Below are 17,394 nucleotides of genomic sequence, written 5' to 3' on the forward strand. Positions count from 1 at the left end.
GGGAATTCCTTACTTTTTGGCGCGCCTGGCGCGAAGTTCTGCAGTGCGCGCTACAATGGCGGCTAGGGTGCGCTCGAGCGATGCGAGCGCTTCTTCCTGCGTCACGGGTGGTGGCTGCGGCGTGTTGCTCTCGTTGTTCATCAGAACTGCCCTCCCGACGTGACCCTGAAGTCCTTCAGACTTTTGACCGTGGCCGACGTGAAGGCTGGTGATTTGGCGAACTGACCGATCCCGCGCTGAACACCTGCGGCGACCATTTGCATCACCTCCGTGTTGCCTGTGGCGCCATCGACCCGAACATTGATGCTGACAGCCTGTGTGCCACCACCGCCACCGCCCGCCTGGAGGCTTGGAATTCTAGGCAGGATGTTCCCTGACTCGTTCGGCACAAACACTTCTGGCCGATGCTCGCCAACAAGATAAGGCAGGCCCTTGGTAACGGGGCCGCCCGCCGCGCGCATGCCTGCCCATGGATCGCCGCCGACGATTGGCGGTTGGCTTGAGCCACCACCGCCGCCGGTCAACCAGCTAAGCGCAGAGCCAAGCAACCCGCTACCGCCGGCAGAAGACGCCTGCATGATGCTGTCGATCAGATCGCCTTCGATCTTATCAATTATCTTGTCTAGGACGTCCTCAGCGATCTTGCCGAACGTCTGCCAATTCAACTGACCCTGCTCGAGCGAAGATCGCAAATCATCGAACGCCGTTTGCAGCACGTCGCGCTGCAATTGCTGCATCTCCTGCGCCTTCTTCAGCGCGTCAGCCTGGCGGGCATAAGCTTCCGAAACAGCATCGATCTTAGCGATTTGGTCAGGTGTTAGTTGGGCATTTTGCCAATCCGTGTCGCCCTTTTTGCGGGCCTCCTCGCGGACCTGTTTTAGAGCGGTGGTTTCCAAATCAAACGCAACCTTGCGCTTGGTTTGGGCTTCGAACGACAGGCCAAGTACGCTTTGCTCTTCCGTCAGGGCAATAGTCCGCTGGCGGATGGCCTCGATGTCCTCGAAAAACCGATCGTCAGCTGTTTTTGCGGGGGCCTTGCTACCACTGCCGCGCTTCGCGGCTTTCTCGAGTTCCAACTGGAATTTCGATTTGGTCGCGTTGGCTCGATCTGTTTGGACCTGATTTTCGTCCTGAAACCCGCCGCCGCCGCTAAAGATTGGCGGTAAGGTGCCAAGCGGAGACAGTATCTGCGCGGCCTGAGCCGCATCAATACGGGCCTTTTGCGCCGCGGCCGATGCGGTGCCGATTGCCGCGGCGAGATTGCCGAATGCTATGGCGAGATCGTTTGCGGCGGGAATGCCAGTGCTAACTTGAATGTCGGCCAGAGCAGCCTGGACGGTCTTAGCATCTTCGGCGGTCGCGGTCTGGTCGGCAACCTTGCTGTCCAGTGCGCCAAAAGCTGCCTGGAGCTTGCCGAGGTCCGCCTCCCTGCCGCCCATGGTCGTCAGGTCGTCAATCAGTTGACCGAGATCCGACCGCACGTCGTTAATGCTAGTCCGGGCGCCTTCAAATGACCCTTCGATAACCGCGCGGGCCGCGCCTTGGACGTCCCCTTGGTCGGCAAGCCTGGCCCGTTCGTCGGCATATGCTTTAATGCCTGGAAGTGCGTCGCCCCACTTCGAGGCTACCTGCTGAATGAGTTCGGCTTCGGCCTTCAGCGTCTCGGCATTTTTGTCCGACCCGGAAGCGAAGCTCGTGAAATATTCGATAGCGGCCGCAGTCAGTCCAACGACACCGATCGTCACCAGCGAGACGGGACTAATAATGGAAGTAAATGCGGCGCCAAGACCTTCAATTACGCCCTTCGTTCCGCCCATAGTCCCAAGTACAGACGAAAGCTGCGTACCCTGCTGAAGGGCAATCTGTATGGGCGACATGCCCATTGCAGCCGTAACACCGATGTCTTGGAACTGTGCTGCAATGTTGGCGGTGTTGAAGGTGTTGGCGCCCGATCGCTTCAAACTTGGCGTATCAGCCAACACTAAGTTACGCTTCTTGATCGCCTCGATCGAGGCAAGCGCCGCTGTGCGCTCGCGGCCAATCGCGGCGGTCATTTCATCTGCGGATATCGCCCCCAGACGGTGCGCCGTCTGTATTTCAACGACAGACGCTTGGTAGCTCTTGATGGTGGAGAAAACCGGGTTGAATTTGGCGCGGAGCTTTTCCAGTTCCGCACCTTGAGCGGCCAGGACTCCACCCCACTGCTTGCCCGCCTTTTCCGTGATGCCGACCAGATCATTGATTTGCTTCTGGACACCGGTTGTATTGATGGATTTGTCAATGGCTGCGCCCGTGGCCGCCCACTGCTTCTGGATGCCAGATGTGGTCTGTCCGATATCGGCTGTTAGCTGGCGCAGTTGCCGTTTGACGGTGCTTAGGTCGGTAGAAACGGAAATTAGAAGGTCGTCGGTCTTATCGCTCACCGCGCGACCTCCATTGCCATCTGTGACAGCAGTGCGGACCATGGCTGCTTGGTCGGCATGCCGCGAATTAGCGTTGTGGCGCCGGCAAGCAGCGACGCGGCGATGTAGCCGTCGCTGAATGCCGCGGCGCGTAGTCCATCGATAAGGCCGCTGACAGAGGCCGAAGCAACGGCGTTTTCAATGGCGGCGATGGCCGCCTGGTCTGTGTTGATTTTTGGCGCGCGGGTGCGCCGCGCGGTGGCGCGTTGGGTGGGCATGGGGATTTCCTTGTGAAAAAGACCGCGTTCTTTCGGCCGCAGATTGCTAGGCAACAGAGGCTGGGGTTATGCTTGCTGTTTGAGCTTAGGCAGGATGAAAATGAGTGGTAAGTATGTTCCCCCGTCAGTAAATTTGACGGCGTTCAACTGCCCCCATTGCTCGGCACTCGCTAAGCAATTTTGGCACGTTGCGTCGTGTAGCCCACTAAATAAGGATCAAAGTCCGCGGATATGGAGCCGGGATAACGTCAGTACCTTTGATTTTTCCAAAGTTGACAAAGAAAATATCGGGGCTCTAAAGAAGAAATTAGCTGAATTAGCGACCGGAATGCCGTTTTTGGATGAAAATCGCAACTACAAGAGCCTCGATATATTAAATTTGCATTTGTCGAGGTGCTTTAATTGTGACAAAATATCGATCTGGATATATAATCGAATGGTGTGGCCCGCCGCGACCGAGGCCCCCGAGCCAAACCTCGACCTTCCAGATGATGTACGCGCCGACTACGACGAGGCTGGATTGGTTCTCAATACTTCACCAAGAAGCGCGGCCGCACTGCTGCGACAGGCCGTCCAGCGCCTTTGTGTTCATCTTGGGGAAAATGGGAAAAACATCGATGCTGATATAGCCTCATTGGTGAAGAAGGGACTAGACCCTCGCATCCAGAAGGCATTGGACGTTGTCCGAGTGGTCGGGAACAACGCGGTACACCCGGGCCAAATTGACCTGAAGGATGATCGCGCTACCGCGGAGAAGCTTTTTGGCCTAGTCAACCTAGTTGCGGATGTCCTCATCAGCCAGCCAAAGCACATTAATGCGATGTTTGATGGGCTACCCGACCGCGCGAAACAGGCTATAGAAAAACGCGATGCGCCGAAGCAGATCGAGGACAAGAGCGCTGGTTAAACCGAAAGTTAAGCCACCGGAAGTCGCTGCTTCTTCCTTGCGCGAATATTTCCAGCCAGGCCTTTGTTGCGGTAGACGCTCAGGCCAAAAATGACCAGGCAGATAACCGCTATAACCCCGCACGCGACGAAACATAGAGCTGGCATGATGTCGGGGGGTGCTGTTGGCTTTGGGGGCGTGGCCTCAGTGTACGACATGATGGCGACAAAACTTGGAAGGAAGCCGATCGCTCCACCTAACCCTACAAACCCGACTGAGCCTATCACTCCGGTTTCTGGCCGCGTCAGCTGGGACAATTCATGGTCGAGAATCATGTGCCAATCCACGTAGTCAGGCATGCTGAATCGCTGCGCTGGTGATTCAAGTTTCCCGCTCTCTCCTGTGGTGATGCTAGGCGGAGAGTCGGCAGTTGTAGTGGAGGTTGGACTCATTTGGAGTCCTCCACCTTTGCTGAAGATGAATTGTCCGCTGGTGGCGTCGGAGGGATCATAACTCCGGATGCTATCGCACTATAAGTCATTGTGTGCGAACAATTTGTGCAAATCAGTAGAAACATCGGATAAGTGGTTCCGCCCACCATCATGTTGCCACCGTACCAGATTGGCGGCGCGATATAATTTTCGGCAAGTGAGAAGTTCTTTTGCCCGCAAGAAGGGCAAGCCAGCCTCGGAGCTCTATTGTTTATCCAATTTACCGCCCGCTCACGCTCTTCTGGCGTCAGCCTTCCATCATAATCCATGTCGCAATTGCCCCCTCGCTAACGCTAAGAAATCATTGTTTCTTTGCATTTGGAAGGGGCAAGTCTCGATCGGTTTACACAATCCCCCTCAACCGCATAGCTGCCTCAGCCTTCGCCAGAAAGCGACGCTTGGCGGCAGAGTGGTTGTCAGAGCGCGTTAGCGTGGCCGACGTGTCCTTGCCAAAGGCGCCCCATGTGACCAAGCTCAGCTCGTACAGTCTCGCCTGCGTGACGTTTCTACGCGGCATGTCTGTTGAGTCGTCCCAGTCAGAGACTTCGCTCATAAAGCCTATACTCACTTCGCCCAGATCACCGCGACCAACTGTAGCCAGCGCCTCCTGACCCATAGGAGAGTCAGGATTTGGGGTTAGTGCGAACCATAGCCCAATGCTATCTGACTTCACCTGCAGCGTACCGTTCCCAACGCGGCCGAGCGGCTTGCTGTGAGCGTGACCCCATAGCGCTACGACATCGGGAAAGTCTCGCAAAGACTTATCTAATGAGCCCTTCGCGAACCGCTCTTCCCACTGGCCACCAATGATGGCAGGGCGATCCCATTGTATTGCATAGCCTGAGATGAAAGGTTCAGCCATACTTTAGGCTCCTGAGGCGCCTTTCGGCTTTGTTTAGGCGTATCTTCCGAGCAATAACTTCCGCGCTATCGGAGCATTCCCTGTGCCGCGTTTCACCTGGCAGCTTCACCAGTTGCCGGCGCTTGAGAGTGGTATCGCCTGCAGCTTTTTCATATTCGCGGCGCTCAACCATTTTTACCACCATGCTCAGCCACATACCGGGTTGCCTGACCGCTTGTAAGGAAGAATGGCACGACACCCGAACGCAGGGAGTCCGCTTCGACGCCTTCCGCCTCTAGGTCGCGGATGAGCGACTCAAGATCAGCTTGCGCGGTAAGTGCCGCCTCAGTTGCGGCGACAACAGCGCTGACGCGAGCATCAATCTCGGCGCGTACGGCCGCAATGACTGCCCTTGAGGCGAAGCTTCGACGGTCGTAGATTCGGCGTTGGATTACGCTGTTTGCCTCCTCGTGATCGCTCTCCTGATGTCGAAGGTCGCTCAATTTCTTGCGACGATCGACGGCGGCTGCATCAGCGTCTCCGACGAGCTCGGCAATGGGCGCGCGAAGGCGCGGGCCAGCGGTGGCCTGTTCGGCAGAAATGGCGGCCTGAGTTTCAGCTAGCTCACGACGGATCTCTCCGATCCGCTCATTGATGCTGGTCTGTCGTGCGACGAGGTCGGCGTAGTCGGCATCAGCTTCAATCATTGACGGGATGGTGATTGGCGATTTGGCCATGTCATTTTTCTCCAAAGAGGTTTGTCGCCGCTAAGAGTAGGGCGGAGTGTGGGATGATAGTTGACCGACGCTGCTTGCTACTCTGCCAGTAGCCTGCGGCCGTTCCCGGCGGGATGAAACGGGCAACGCCATCTGGCCTGCGGAAGGCTATTTCCGGGAATGTCTCGACCACTTCGACATCGAAACGCATTTGGCCATCACCGTGGGCTGCATTCCAAACGAGGTCATGCAAACGGTCGAAGGCTAGCGACTCGCCCGGCCGGATTGACTCGGGCATGATGCTGACGTCCACACCCGACAGAACGCATCCGATAAGTTTGGCTGTCACATCCGCCACGGCGCGAAGTGGAGCTCCTGATGCTACGCCCATCAGCAACAACACAAAGTCCGCTTCGCTGATTTGCACCGCAACGCCAGGTGCGCCTGGCGTCAGAATGCCGTCTTCTAGAAGACGCCGTGCGACCGTTCGGGTGCGAGCGGCCTGAAAGCCGCAATATTTACTGAGAGCCGCCACGCGTTGGCCATCGTATTTTGTCCTTTGGTTAGATGCGCTTTTTGCGAATGCAAGGCGCAAAAAAGCCCGCACCCGAAGGTGCGAGCGGATGCCGCCTGCGCTCTTGCGCAATGACGGATAGGTGCCGCACGATGAGGGAGGCGCGCGGCGCACTACCAGGAATCGAGCGAAACCTGATAGCCCATAGAAAAAGGCCGCTCACTTTACGCGGACGGCCTCTGTTTCGTTGTCTGTTGCCCTATAGGTTTTTGGAGGCCACGATTTGGCACCTTGGTCATCCGCACGTCCATTGCTGGGCGCGTGCCCGAAATTCACAGGCTGATAATAGTCAAGTCAATCAAGCGCTTATTGAGTTTCTGGACCGAACTCCCGGTACCCGACAAATTTTTCAAAAGAAACTGCTTGCGAAACCAACCATCGAGGGTGTCACATAAGAAATCGGCCCGAAAGGATTCTCGATTTGAATTTTTCAAATGGAGAATTGTATGCGCAGGCCGTCTCCCAAAAAACGAAAATGGTGGCACCTCTCACGTGAGGAGGTGTTCAAACTCATTGCGGTGCTGCCCCTTATTCTAAATCTGTTGCTCCATTGGTGACTATGCAGCCTTTATCCTCGAATGGCGCAGTAGCTCGCTGCCTACGATCGCGGCCGATGCCCAGGCTCCAGCGGCTCGTAACGACTTCCCGCCTTTGCGGTCGGCGCCACCACCCTTCGCGCCAAGAGCCTTACCGACGTCGGCAACGTTGCCACCTGAAAGTATCGTCTCAATTACGGTGTCGATCTCTTCGCTGGGTGCGGGTGTCTTCGGTTCGTCCAGTCTGCGGGTGTCGCCGCGGCGTTTGCCCATCTTTGGCTGACCTAATCCGCCCACCGAGCCAAGGAAGATTGCACCCGTAGCAATCTCAGCCGGATGAAAGCTAAAACGTGTTGCATCGGTGAATGCAGCATCTGGGTGAATCCAGTCCTGGCACTTGATCGTGATGCCGCGGGAGCCCCCATCCCACAGTCCCGCGTATGTTGGTTCTGGCTCCCTATCGCCAAGACGCGGCTGCACGGCGGGTATCGCCAAGTAGGCGTCGAGCGAGCGTGGATCCGGGTTCCTTCCGCGTGGCTTGCCGTCCTTTCTACGATCAATGCCCAAACCCTCGGCGTCGGATCGGTTATCATTCGCAACCTCTTGCCGACGTTGTCGTGCGATGCGCCACAGCGAAGCGGCGCCAATGGCATCATGCTTTGCAAGCCAATTCATGGCTGGCCGGGTGCCGCGGTATCTGATCCGGACTGCAGGTGGATGCGGTTCTGGATTGGCCTTCAGAAAGGCGTCGGTCGCGTAGAGGATTTCTTTGCGGGTCGGGCGATTGTCATTGGCCGCAATGCGGCCGCCATCCGGCGTTGCGCCGGCAATTTGGGATTCCATATGGGAGTTGCTCGATTTTTGAGGTCTGTGTTGGGCGCCCCTCGGCACCCGGCCTTGCCGCATTGGTGCGGCATTCGCATTATCTAGCGCCGAAACGCCCTGCAAACACCATAGGTAGTAGAGACAGCGGTTTTATTCCAGTCTAGGCCATAAAGGCCGCGGCGGTTGGCATCCGTCAGTGCCTCCGGCCGCCCACCCTCCGTTTGCCGTTCGTCGCCAGCATGTCGTGGTCGCGCAGCACCTGATAAATGTGCGGTTCCGATTGCTCCGGCCACATGTAAAAGGGCGAACGCGGATCCTTCCAAACCGTCTCTAGCTCACCGGCCCAGTCAGCCCATATCGCCAGCATCGTCGAGTCCTCAATCAGGCCCGGTCGCGGTGCTGGATCGAAACCGTAGGTAGGTAGCGTTTCGAAGTAGTCGCGACCACCACGCATCAATAAGTCCGCGTCTTCGATCGGGATATTGTGATTGCGGCGTCTGTCTAGTCGGCGTCTAACGGGCATGGCATCTCTCCTTCAGCACCAGGCGAGAAGCGGGTCGTAGCCGGCCGCTTCGCATTCCACTTCTAACCTCGCCAACTCGTCTTTCTCGGCCTCGGTCAAGACAGTCCGATGCCAGAGCGCCCATACACGCCGTAGCGCTTCGACCGGCATGCCGTCTTTGCGGCGGTCCCTTCGTTTGCGAACCGGCATCAGGCAGCCCTCGCGCCGTAATCGCGCGTACGTGGAGCTCTCGGTGCCTCAGGAGTGTCGACGTCAAGAGCAAGCTCCCGGATCAGCCTGGCGAAGGCGATACGGGCATTGTTGAGGATTCCAATTTCGGGGCGTTCCTTAGGCTGGCCAAATCGATCATTGAACGTCTGGCCGTCCTTATCCAGCACCTCGCGGGCGATCTGGCTTTGGTCCCAGGCCTCAGCGGCAAGGATGAGCAGCCGAATGTGATGGCCTTCGAGATCGTAGTCGTCCAGTACGCTTTTGAACCATCTTTTCGTAGCTGGCCGCAAGTTTGCGGGCGGTTTCGGCCGATTATCGCCGGTTTTCATATGGTGATTTTCCTATGTTCCTGGCCGCAAAGCCTTGCTGGGCAAGACGATGGCCGAATATATTTTGAACCGGGGCAACGTTGATGGTTACTCTTGGGGCGCGGCGGTCCGTAGTCGGCGCGGTGGTAAGCCCTGATTCACCCCCCTACCGCACTGCACCATCGGCCGCTGTGCAGCGCATCATTGCCGTGCATGGCAGGTTTCCGCGGTGCCGGACAGGACGGACAACTTCCTATACCTTCCTCCTGTCCGTCCGGCTCTCACGAACCGGACAGGACGGACAGTTGTTTGGTTGGGGAACTGTCCGTCCGGCTTGGCTGCTGTGTATTAGCTTTCCCTAAAGTGTCCGGCTTCATCCGCCTTGTTTGCGAACCAGACGGCTCCCTCAATTCCAAAGTCGCCCTTCACCAGCCATTTCTCGCGAAGCCAATATTCTAACGACCGATTGAACGCCTTGAGCTTACTGTCTGCCACGCCGACCTTCCGCTCGTAGAAGGTTTCGCGAAGGGCCGAGATGGCAACCACTTTGACGCGTGGACCATCTACGCCGAAGGGCGTCACATGGTCCCTTGAGTCCATCATCGCGGTCGTAACGATATCCCTAAGAAGGGTGGCGTTCGCGCTGGGCTTCCTCGTTTTCGGCTCATCGCTTGCCGGCGTGTCGTCCGCCACCATCTCGTCAATGATGGCTGCGGTAACATCACCTATCTGGACGGAGGTGTATTTCACGCGGCCGATGTTGCGATGGTTCGGGCCGCTTCGGTTCTTGCCGACATAGATAGTGTACCAATCGCCGTCACCGTCCAGCAGCACAAGCTCCAACGCCGTCACGGCCTCAAGCGTCTCGCCCTTGGTCGCCTTATGGTTCTCGCGGTTTGTGTGGTTCAACACAGCGATAACGATGCCTTCGGCCTCCGCCACCTCGCGAAGCGCGTTCAATGCCGGCGAGGTGAACTTGTCGTCCAGCACCGATTGACCCCCAAGGGCCGCCCTGAAGGTGTCGACCACGAGCATGATATGCCGTTCAGGGTCGAGTGCTCTCGCAAGCTTGACCACCTCCAGCGCTATGGCCTTGGCCCGCTTCGGATTGGTGAGGGGGAACCCATCTGGCGACTTCACTATCTTGATGCTGGTGTTCCTGATGGCTTCAAGGCGGTTGGCAACGTCGCCACCGTCTTCCGCGGCGATATAGGCGACGGTCGTTTCGCGCGTTTCACGGCCAAGGAACGGCTCACCCTTGTCCAGCGTATCGGCAATCGCCACCATGAGCGCGGTCTTGCCGGCGCCTGGCCTTCCACCCACCGCTATCAGCGTGCCGGTTCGAACAAGACCCTTGATGATTGCATCAGCTGTCCCGTGCTCCTGTGCCTTGTACTCTTCGTAGGATAGGAGCTGGATGGCACTGTTGTCATTTGCAGGCTCCAGCGCCTTGAACGGCTTACCGGGTTCATTCTTCACTTCGATTTGAGGAATGGCGGGCATCAAGCGGCCTCGCGCAGGTCGGCGAAGTCGCCCTTAAGCGGTGCGGCCATGGTGACCTCGACGCCGGCAGAGTGCCATCGCTGGCCACACTCATTGGCGGCTGCCAATCCGGCCCTGTCCTGGTCGGCGAAGATTGACAGGGATGTGATGCCCTCAAGGACCGGCAAGGATTTCATCGTTCCCGCAGATAGACATGCCCACATAGGCCAAAACGGCGCGCGCAGGGCCGTCTCGATGCCTTCAGCGATACCAAGCCCATCGGTAACGTCGGCATCGTCGGCCAGGCGCACAACAGCGCCAGCGGCGCGCCCTAGCATCTTCCGGTCAACCTTACGGCCGTGCCCGTCCAGAAAGGTCCTGTGGATGCCACAGGGCTCGCCCGTGAGGGCATCTGTCATCATGGCGACCATCATGCGCTTGGCCGGATGATAGCGCAGCGCCTCGCCGCCATAGGCAATGCCTCGGGAGGCAAGGTATCGTTCGGCCAAGGTGCCGGGTAGCGGGACGGTCTCGGCCCAGATGCTGGCAGCGATGTCGACGCGACGCTCTTGGTCGACCAAGACGGAGTAGTCCGTCGCTGGTTCGCTGATGGGCTTCGGCCGCTCGTCCGATAGGCCGAGCACTGCTTTGATATGGTCGCGGCATTCCTTCCAATCGTCGCCCGCGAAAGATTCGCAGACAAATCCATTGTCGGTGAAGATGATACTCAACGAGCGATCGTGCCGACCGTGACCCGGGCCTGGGCATGAGATGCGGTTGCGACCGTATGCGTCGCCACCCAAGGCAAGGGCTGCAGATTTAATGCTGGTGATGCTGTGCAATGTACTGGCTCCATGCTTCGCTCGCGGCGCGCGTGATTTGTTCTGCTAGGTCACGGGTGAAGGTGGCCACGCGCGTTCCATGGCTGTTGGGCGCGTAGGATAGGTATTTTCCACCATCGCCACTGATGAGGCGGACGCCATAGAGCCTGCACTCGTCGGTCAGTTGCAGGTCGAAGTGCGCAATAGTTCGCCCCACGCCAGGCGGCGCAGGTCTGATGTCCAGAATTTTCAAAGGTCTGTGTTCCCGTTATCGTATGGGGTTGCGGCGCCGGTTGGGTCCGGTCGTCTTTTGTGGTTGCCCGCCCACGGCACTTGCCGGCTGGTTTGCAATCGAGGCTCGGCAGCGGGCGGGGAAATTTAGTCGGGCTGAGTCGCCTTCCACGCCAGCACCGCTTGGACGGCAGCAAGCTCGGCCTCGAGCTGGGCCTTCGACATTGTGGAGTAGCGGGTCATGCGGCCGGCCTCGCGGCGATGCGGCCACGGATGAAGTCCAAGACTTCAGCTTTTACAAACGCAATTCGCCTCTCGCCCATAGGCACGGCAGGGGGAAACTTTCCCTCGTCCCGCAAACGGTTCAAGAAGGTGCGGGAAAGGCTGGTCAATCGACTGGCCTCGTTTAGCGAAACCAGCTCCAAGTTGTCATTATCAGGCAAGCAAACCTCCTTCATTCGGCACGGAAAAAATCCGGGCGCGCAAAATCAAATAGATTTTGGGATGGAGTTGATCGACGCTAAACGCCACTTTCGTCTCGTGAAAGCATACGACGGCATGACCGCTGCTTAATGGTCGCCAAGGGCAACCATGCTGCAAACTAGCCGTTTACACGGTTTTTGTCAAGGTAAGTAGCCCAATCAGCCATAAGTGACCGGCGCTTTTCCAACGCGTCACCACGTCTATACGCTCGTTCCACAGCCGATCCCACCTTGTGGCCCAGCGACCACTCAGCAATCTCGCTCGGATATTCGGTCTCCTCCCCTGCCCAATCGCGAAAGCTGCTTCGGAAGCCATGGACGGTTTGGCCTGGCCGCTTGGCCGCCATGACGACCCGCATCGCAGCGTTACCTATTGGGCGGTTCTTGACAGCACCCTCGAATACAAATGTCCCAGTAAGCCGCCTTTCGACTACAGCCAACGCTTGATCGGAAAGTGGGACCACCAAGGGCTTGCCGGTCTTAGTACGCTCCTCAGGCACGGTCCACGTCTTTGCATCGACGTCGAACTCAGACGGCACGGCCTCAATGGCTTCTGCCGTCCGCACGGCCGTCAGCACAGTGAACAGCAGGCATTGCTCGGCAGTATCGGAGCCTAGCTCCCTTATGAACGCCCCGACCTCCGCGTAGGGCATCGCCTCATGGTTGGCCCCTGTCGTTCGGCCGGCAGAGGAAAGAACGTGTTCTAGGTGTCCAGTCCAGCGCGCCGGGTTATCACCAGTGCGCAATTTCTTGGCCGATGCGAAATCAATTACCGCCTCGATCTTCCCGCGCACGCGCTGGCCGGTCGCAGGCGTCTTCTTCCAGATCGGCAACAGAGTGGTTTCGATGATCTCGGTGCCAACGGCATCTATAGCCACATCACTCAGTTTCGCGGCATGCTCCAGTAGGTGAACGCGCCATTCTTTCTCGGTCTTCGGCGTCCAGTCCGAACGCTTCGCCTCTATGAGTCGCGAAGCTACAACCGAGAAAGTGGGGACTGTCTTGGCCGCTTGGCGGGCGGCGAAAGGGTCTTGGTCGTTGGCGAGCATGTCGCGCATGTCGTCAGCCTTGCGGCGCGCAATGGCGAGGGTTATGGGTGCGGTGCCAGCGAAGCCTCCTAGCCCGATCTCGCGGCGGACACCTTTGCGGCGGTAGATAAAGAACCAGCTTTTGCTGCCGCCCGAATGCACCCTCAGATACAGTCCGGCGCCATCTGCATAGATCCCAGGCTTACGCAAACCCTTGATTTTGGCGTCCGTGAGTTTGTTCCTTACCATACTTCCCACCATACCCAGATTAGTGGTCACTATGGTTGCACAAGACGCCAATGTCAACGCAACCCCTTGCGGGGCAAGAGGTTGCGCGGCTGATCCGTTACTAATCAAGAAGATTTTTCCGCCCATCGGGCGGCGTTTTCGTTCGGCCCGGGCGGCTGAAGTCCGTCAGCCCGGCTGAGCGCCTTAGAGCCGGATGATTTCAGGTCGAGTCGACCTGAAATCTGAATCCGTCTCTAAATCAAAGAGATAGAGCATGATGTCGTCCGAAAACCGCTTCACACTTTTCGGCATCATGCTCTAGCCGATGCGGTCGCCGCTCTTCCCGTCGAACAAATGCAGCGATGCCGGATCGGCCGACAGGCGCACCATGTCGCCGGGTTTCACGGCCGCGCGCCCCATCGCAAAGACGCAAAGCTGCTGGCCGGCCAGCTTGACGTAAAACTGCGTCGACAGGCCAAGCGGCTCCACCACTCCCACTTCGCCTTGCAGCGCGCCGTCGTCAGCCAGCCGGATATGCTCGGGCCGCAGGCCGACGGTGATGACGTCACCGTCCCTGAGCGGCAGGCCGTCCGGCAGCCGAAGCTTCTGGCCATCGGACAACACGGCGTCCACCTTGCCGCCCTTCTCCACCGTGGCCGGCAGGAAATTCATTCCAGGCGAGCCAATGAAGCCGGCGACGAACATATTGGCCGGCCGGTCATAGAGATCGAGCGGCGCCCCCACCTGCTGGATCAGCCCGTCATGCATGACGACGATGCGGTCGGCCATGGTCATCGCCTCGATCTGGTCGTGGGTGACGTAGACCGAAGTGGTCTTCAACTGCTGGTGCAGCGCCTTGATCTCGGCGCGCATATGAACGCGCAGCTTGGCATCGAGGTTCGACAGCGGCTCGTCGAAGAGAAAAACCTTGGGATCGCGCACGATGGCGCGGCCCATGGCGACGCGCTGGCGCTGGCCACCAGACAATTGCCTGGGCAGGCGTTGCAGGAACGTATCGAGCCCCAGCCGCTTGGCGGCACCATCGACGCGCGCATCGATCGCCGGCTTCTCGGCCTTTCGCAGCATCAGGCTGAAGCCCATGTTCTTCGAGACGTCCATATGCGGATAGAGCGCATAGGACTGGAACACCATGGCGATGTCGCGGTCCTTGGGCGCCACGTCATTGACCAGCCGCTCGCCGATGCGGATCTCGCCGCCCGAGGCTTCCTCGAGCCCGGCGATCATGCGCAACAGCGTGGACTTGCCGCAGCCGGACGGTCCGACCAGCACGACGAACTCGCCATCGGCGATTTCGAGATCGACCGCGTGCAGGACGCGCACGGCGCCATAATCCTTGCGGACCTTTTCGAGCGTGACAGAGGCCATCGGTCTATCCTTTGACGGCGCCGGCGGTCAGGCCGGTGACGAGATAGCGTTGCAGGAAAGCGAAGAAGATGCAGACCGGGATCAGCGCCAGGATCGACGCCGCCATCATCTGTCCCCAGTCGACGGCGAACTTGCCGATGAAGGTGAGCAGGCCGACGGCGAAGGTTTTCTGGTCGTCGCTGGAAATCAGCATCAGCGCGAACAGCAGCTCGCTCCAGGCGGCGGTAAAGACGAAGCCAAGTGTCGCGCCCATGCCGGGCAGCGTCAGCGGCACGATCACCTTGCGCATCGCCTGCGCGCGCGTGCAGCCGTCGATCATCGCCGCCTCCTCCAGGTCCTTGGGGATGCCGTCGAAGAAGGACTGCATCAGGAAGGTGGCGAAGGCGGTGTTGAAGGCGGTGTAGATGATGATCAGCCCGGTCAGGCTGTTGATCAGGCCGATCTGCCCCATCACGCGGTAGATAGGCGGAATGACCATCACCAGCGGAAAGGTCTGGGTCAGCAGCAACATGAGAGCCAGTGCGGCCTTGCCGCGAAAGGTGAAACGCGACATGGCGTAACCGGCAAGCGTGGCGATAACCGTGACCAGTGCCGCAGTGGACACCGAGACGATGACGCTGTTGAGGAAATAGCGCGGAAAATCGGTGGCTTCGAGCACGGTCACGAAATTCTGCAATGTCATGTGCGACGGCCAGAAGGTGATGCCTTCGGAATAGAGCAGCCGCTCCGGCGTGACCGAGATCTTCAGCGTCCAGTAGATCGGGAACAGAGCGAAGACGACGTAGGCGGCGATCGCGGCGTAAAGGCCGATGCCACCGAAGAAGCGCTGTGAAGCTGAGCGTCCGGCAATCATCAGACGTGCCTCACCAGCGAGCGGCGGATGGCGATCAGCACGATCGCGTAGGCGATGAGCAGCACCAGCAGCAGCACGGCCACAGCCGAGGCATAGCCTTTGTCCAGCGACTTGAAGGCGCTGACATAGATGTAGACCGGCACCGTGTTGGTCGACCCGGCCGGCCCGCCCTCGGTCATGACGAAGATCAGGTCGGCGAAGGTGGCGATCCAGATCGTGCGCAACATCACCGTGATGGCGATGGTCGGGGCCAGGAAAGGCAGCGTCACCTTGGTGAAACGTTGCCACGGCGAAGCGCCGTCGATCGCCGCCGCTTCATGCAGTTCCGAGGGTATAGACTTCAGCGCCGCCAGCAGCGTTATGGCGAAGAACGGAATGCCGAACCAGACATTGGCGATGATCGGCCCCCACATGGCGGTGGAGGGATCGGACAGAACGTTGGTCGGTTCGGCTTTCAGCCCCAAGGCGAACAGCCAGTGCGGCAGCGGACCGACGATCGGATTGAACAGCCAGGCCCAAGTCAGGCCCGACAGGAAGGAGGGCACCGCCCAGGGCAGGAAGACCAGCGCCTGCACCGCTTTGCGGCCTGAGAAAGGCCTGTCGAGCAGCAGCGCCAGGCCAAGGCCGAGGAAGAACTGGAAGAACAGGCTGGCCACCGTCCACCACAACGTGTTGATCAGCGCCTGGCCCAGCACCTGGTCCGACAGCATCGCCTGATACTGCCCGAGCCCGACATACTCGGACTTGAAGGCCGAAAATTTGCGGAAGGAATAGCTGATGCCGATGACCAGCGGCACGAGCAGCACCACGACCAGCAGGATGATCGCCGGGCTGAGGTAGAGCCAAGGCTCGACCGTCGCGTAGGAGAGCCGCTTTTTTCGCGGCGCCGCTGCGGACCGAATTTCGGATACGGCATAGGTCATTTGGCTGAGAAATGGCTCCCTGGAGCGGCGGGATGGACAATGAGCGTCCTTCTCCCCGTGAACGGGGAGAAGGGAAGAAAAGCTACTTCTTGTTCTTCGCCAGCCAGTCCTGCTGTTCCTTGGTCAGGAAGGCAGCCCACTGGTCGGCGACCTCCTTGGCCGTCTTCTGGCCGAGCAGCACTTCCTGGAAGTTCTTGATCGCGACCTGGTCGACGAAATTGCCGAGGTTTTCCAGATGCGTCGGCGGCGTCACCATTTCATATTTGGAGCTGTCGCTGAGTTCCGTGAACCAGCCCTTGAACTGCTCGGTCTTGAAATGGGGATCCTGGTCGGCACCGTTGTGGATCGGCACGACGCCGACTTCCTTGGCCCATTCCAGATTGTCCTTCGGCGACAGAAGCGTCGCCATCAGCTTCCAGGCATCATCCTTGTGCTGCGAGTTGGCGAACATCGCCCAGCCGGCATAGCCGAGCGTCGGATAGGACTTTCCGCTTGGTCCGACCGGCAGCGGCGCCACGGCGAAGTCGTCGGCGCTCATCTTGTCGGCGATGCCGAGCAGCGCGTCCGGATCCTGATTGAGCATGGCGCAAGTGCCGGAGTAGAAACCGGTGACGGTTTCGTTGAAGCCCCAGCTTACGGCATCCTTCGGCGCTAGACCATTCTTGTACATGTCGGCCAGCATCTGCAGGCCCTTGACCGAGCCTTCTTCATTGATGGTCGAGGTGCCGTCCTCGTTGAAATAGCCGCCCTTGCCCTGAGCGATGTTCATGAACATGTGCATGCCGTTGAAGGCGCCCGGCCCGCCGCGCAGGCAGTAGCCGTATTTTCCGGGAATGGCCGAGATCTTCTTGGAATCGGCGACAAACTCGTCGAGCGTCGCCGGCGGGCCGTCGAGACCAGCCTCCTTGAACAGCTTCTTGTTCCAGAACAGCGCGTTCACATAGTAGCCATAGGGGATCATGAACTGGGTGTTGTTGACCGTCGAGCCGAACTGTTTGGCACGGTCGCCGAGCGTCTTGGCGTCGTCCCACTTGGCCATATAGGGGCCGAGATCCTCGAGCTGGGCATTGTTGGCGTAGAGCCCCATCCAGCGTTCCGGCATCTCGACCACATCGGGCGTGTCACCGGCCTGCACCATGGTCAGGAATTTCTCGAAAGCCTGGCCCCAGGGCAGCGAGACCAGTTCGACCTTGAGGCCTGGATTGGCCGCCTCGAACTCGGCGATCTGCTTCTTGAGGAATTCGGTGCGTGGCGGGCTGGTGATCACCTCGACCATTTTCAGGGTTGAATCGGCGAGCGCGCCACCGGCAGAAATCGCCAGCCCCGCGACGGTGGCAAGCATGACGGTCAGTTTTTTCATGTTCAAGACT

At 58.9% G+C, this 17,394-nt stretch carries 20 protein-coding genes; 1 reads left to right on the forward strand and 19 read right to left on the reverse strand.

Annotated elements, in window-relative coordinates:
• Positions 1–9: 9 nt before the first annotated feature.
• From FJ943_RS30170 to FJ943_RS18175, 3 genes are read right to left on the reverse strand one after another with little or no spacing between them, the layout of a single operon-like run.
• Positions 10–141, reverse strand: coding sequence for a hypothetical protein (locus tag FJ943_RS30170; RefSeq protein WP_281406174.1), 132 nt, complete (start codon positions 139–141; stop codon positions 10–12).
• Positions 141–2,423: a phage tail length tape measure family protein gene (locus FJ943_RS18170; protein WP_181174578.1), complete on the reverse strand. Its 2,283-nt coding sequence runs from the start codon at positions 2,421–2,423 to the stop codon at positions 141–143. Before FJ943_RS18170 ends, FJ943_RS30170 begins: the two co-directional genes overlap by 1 nt.
• The gene (locus tag FJ943_RS18175; protein WP_140723529.1) at positions 2,420–2,680 is read right to left on the reverse strand and encodes a hypothetical protein; all 261 of its coding nucleotides are present in this window, start codon (positions 2,678–2,680) and stop codon (positions 2,420–2,422) included. Before FJ943_RS18175 ends, FJ943_RS18170 begins: the two co-directional genes overlap by 4 nt.
• A gap of 100 nt (positions 2,681–2,780) precedes the next feature.
• On the opposite strand from FJ943_RS18175, the gene FJ943_RS18180 reads away from it, so the two are divergent.
• Positions 2,781–3,587 (forward strand): DUF4145 domain-containing protein, encoded by an 807-nt coding sequence (locus tag FJ943_RS18180; protein WP_181174579.1) that lies wholly within the window; start codon positions 2,781–2,783, stop codon positions 3,585–3,587.
• Between the two features lie 8 nt (positions 3,588–3,595).
• Here FJ943_RS18180 and FJ943_RS18185 read toward each other — a convergent pair whose 3' ends face one another.
• The 16 genes from FJ943_RS18185 to FJ943_RS18260 form a co-directional block, all read right to left on the reverse strand.
• Complete coding sequence (locus FJ943_RS18185; protein WP_140723534.1) at positions 3,596–3,901, reverse strand: hypothetical protein; 306 nt, start codon at positions 3,899–3,901, stop codon at positions 3,596–3,598.
• Between the two features lie 499 nt (positions 3,902–4,400).
• A complete protein-coding gene (locus FJ943_RS18190) occupies positions 4,401–4,919 on the reverse strand; it encodes an HK97 family phage prohead protease (RefSeq protein ID WP_140723537.1) in 519 nt (172 codons plus the stop codon).
• 164 nt (positions 4,920–5,083) lie between these two features.
• Positions 5,084–5,635, reverse strand: coding sequence for a hypothetical protein (locus tag FJ943_RS18195; protein ID WP_140723540.1), 552 nt, complete (start codon positions 5,633–5,635; stop codon positions 5,084–5,086).
• A gap of 1 nt (position 5,636) precedes the next feature.
• Positions 5,637–6,260, reverse strand: coding sequence for a hypothetical protein (locus FJ943_RS18200; RefSeq protein ID WP_140723543.1), 624 nt, complete (start codon positions 6,258–6,260; stop codon positions 5,637–5,639).
• A gap of 485 nt (positions 6,261–6,745) precedes the next feature.
• A complete protein-coding gene (locus FJ943_RS18205) occupies positions 6,746–7,567 on the reverse strand; it encodes a hypothetical protein (protein WP_140723546.1) in 822 nt (273 codons plus the stop codon).
• Between the two features lie 175 nt (positions 7,568–7,742).
• The gene (locus FJ943_RS18210) at positions 7,743–8,072 is read right to left on the reverse strand and encodes a hypothetical protein (protein WP_140723549.1); all 330 of its coding nucleotides are present in this window, start codon (positions 8,070–8,072) and stop codon (positions 7,743–7,745) included.
• A 188-nt stretch (positions 8,073–8,260) separates the two neighbouring features.
• Positions 8,261–8,611, reverse strand: a complete 351-nt coding sequence (locus tag FJ943_RS18215; RefSeq protein ID WP_140723552.1) for a P27 family phage terminase small subunit — start codon at positions 8,609–8,611, stop codon at positions 8,261–8,263.
• A 327-nt stretch (positions 8,612–8,938) separates the two neighbouring features.
• Entirely contained in the window at positions 8,939–10,093 is a 1,155-nt protein-coding gene (locus tag FJ943_RS18220) for an AAA family ATPase (protein WP_140723555.1), read from the reverse strand.
• Complete coding sequence (locus FJ943_RS18225; RefSeq protein ID WP_246671903.1) at positions 10,093–10,914, reverse strand: toprim domain-containing protein; 822 nt, start codon at positions 10,912–10,914, stop codon at positions 10,093–10,095. The genes FJ943_RS18220 and FJ943_RS18225 overlap by 1 nt, the downstream gene beginning before the upstream one ends.
• On the reverse strand, positions 10,892–11,146 hold the full coding sequence (locus FJ943_RS18230) for a hypothetical protein (RefSeq protein ID WP_140723558.1): 255 nt from the start codon (positions 11,144–11,146) through the stop codon (positions 10,892–10,894). Before FJ943_RS18230 ends, FJ943_RS18225 begins: the two co-directional genes overlap by 23 nt.
• Positions 11,147–11,363: 217 nt before the next feature.
• The gene (locus tag FJ943_RS18235; protein WP_140723560.1) at positions 11,364–11,582 is read right to left on the reverse strand and encodes an AlpA family phage regulatory protein; all 219 of its coding nucleotides are present in this window, start codon (positions 11,580–11,582) and stop codon (positions 11,364–11,366) included.
• A gap of 143 nt (positions 11,583–11,725) precedes the next feature.
• On the reverse strand, positions 11,726–13,009 hold the full coding sequence (locus FJ943_RS18240) for a site-specific integrase (protein ID WP_140723563.1): 1,284 nt from the start codon (positions 13,007–13,009) through the stop codon (positions 11,726–11,728).
• Between the two features lie 171 nt (positions 13,010–13,180).
• Positions 13,181–14,248, reverse strand: coding sequence for a sn-glycerol-3-phosphate ABC transporter ATP-binding protein UgpC (ugpC, locus tag FJ943_RS18245; RefSeq protein ID WP_140723565.1), 1,068 nt, complete (start codon positions 14,246–14,248; stop codon positions 13,181–13,183).
• A gap of 4 nt (positions 14,249–14,252) precedes the next feature.
• Positions 14,253–15,101: a carbohydrate ABC transporter permease gene (locus FJ943_RS18250; RefSeq protein ID WP_015317628.1), complete on the reverse strand. Its 849-nt coding sequence runs from the start codon at positions 15,099–15,101 to the stop codon at positions 14,253–14,255.
• Positions 15,101–16,024, reverse strand: coding sequence for a sugar ABC transporter permease (locus FJ943_RS18255; RefSeq protein WP_140723568.1), 924 nt, complete (start codon positions 16,022–16,024; stop codon positions 15,101–15,103). The genes FJ943_RS18250 and FJ943_RS18255 overlap by 1 nt, the downstream gene beginning before the upstream one ends.
• 82 nt (positions 16,025–16,106) lie before the next feature.
• Entirely contained in the window at positions 16,107–17,384 is a 1,278-nt protein-coding gene (locus tag FJ943_RS18260) for a sugar ABC transporter substrate-binding protein (RefSeq protein WP_140723571.1), read from the reverse strand.
• Positions 17,385–17,394: the final 10 nt, after the last annotated feature.

The sequence above is a fragment of the Mesorhizobium sp. B2-3-10 genome (assembly GCF_006442275.1).
In the GTDB taxonomy this organism is placed as follows: domain Bacteria; phylum Pseudomonadota; class Alphaproteobacteria; order Rhizobiales; family Rhizobiaceae; genus Mesorhizobium; species Mesorhizobium australicum.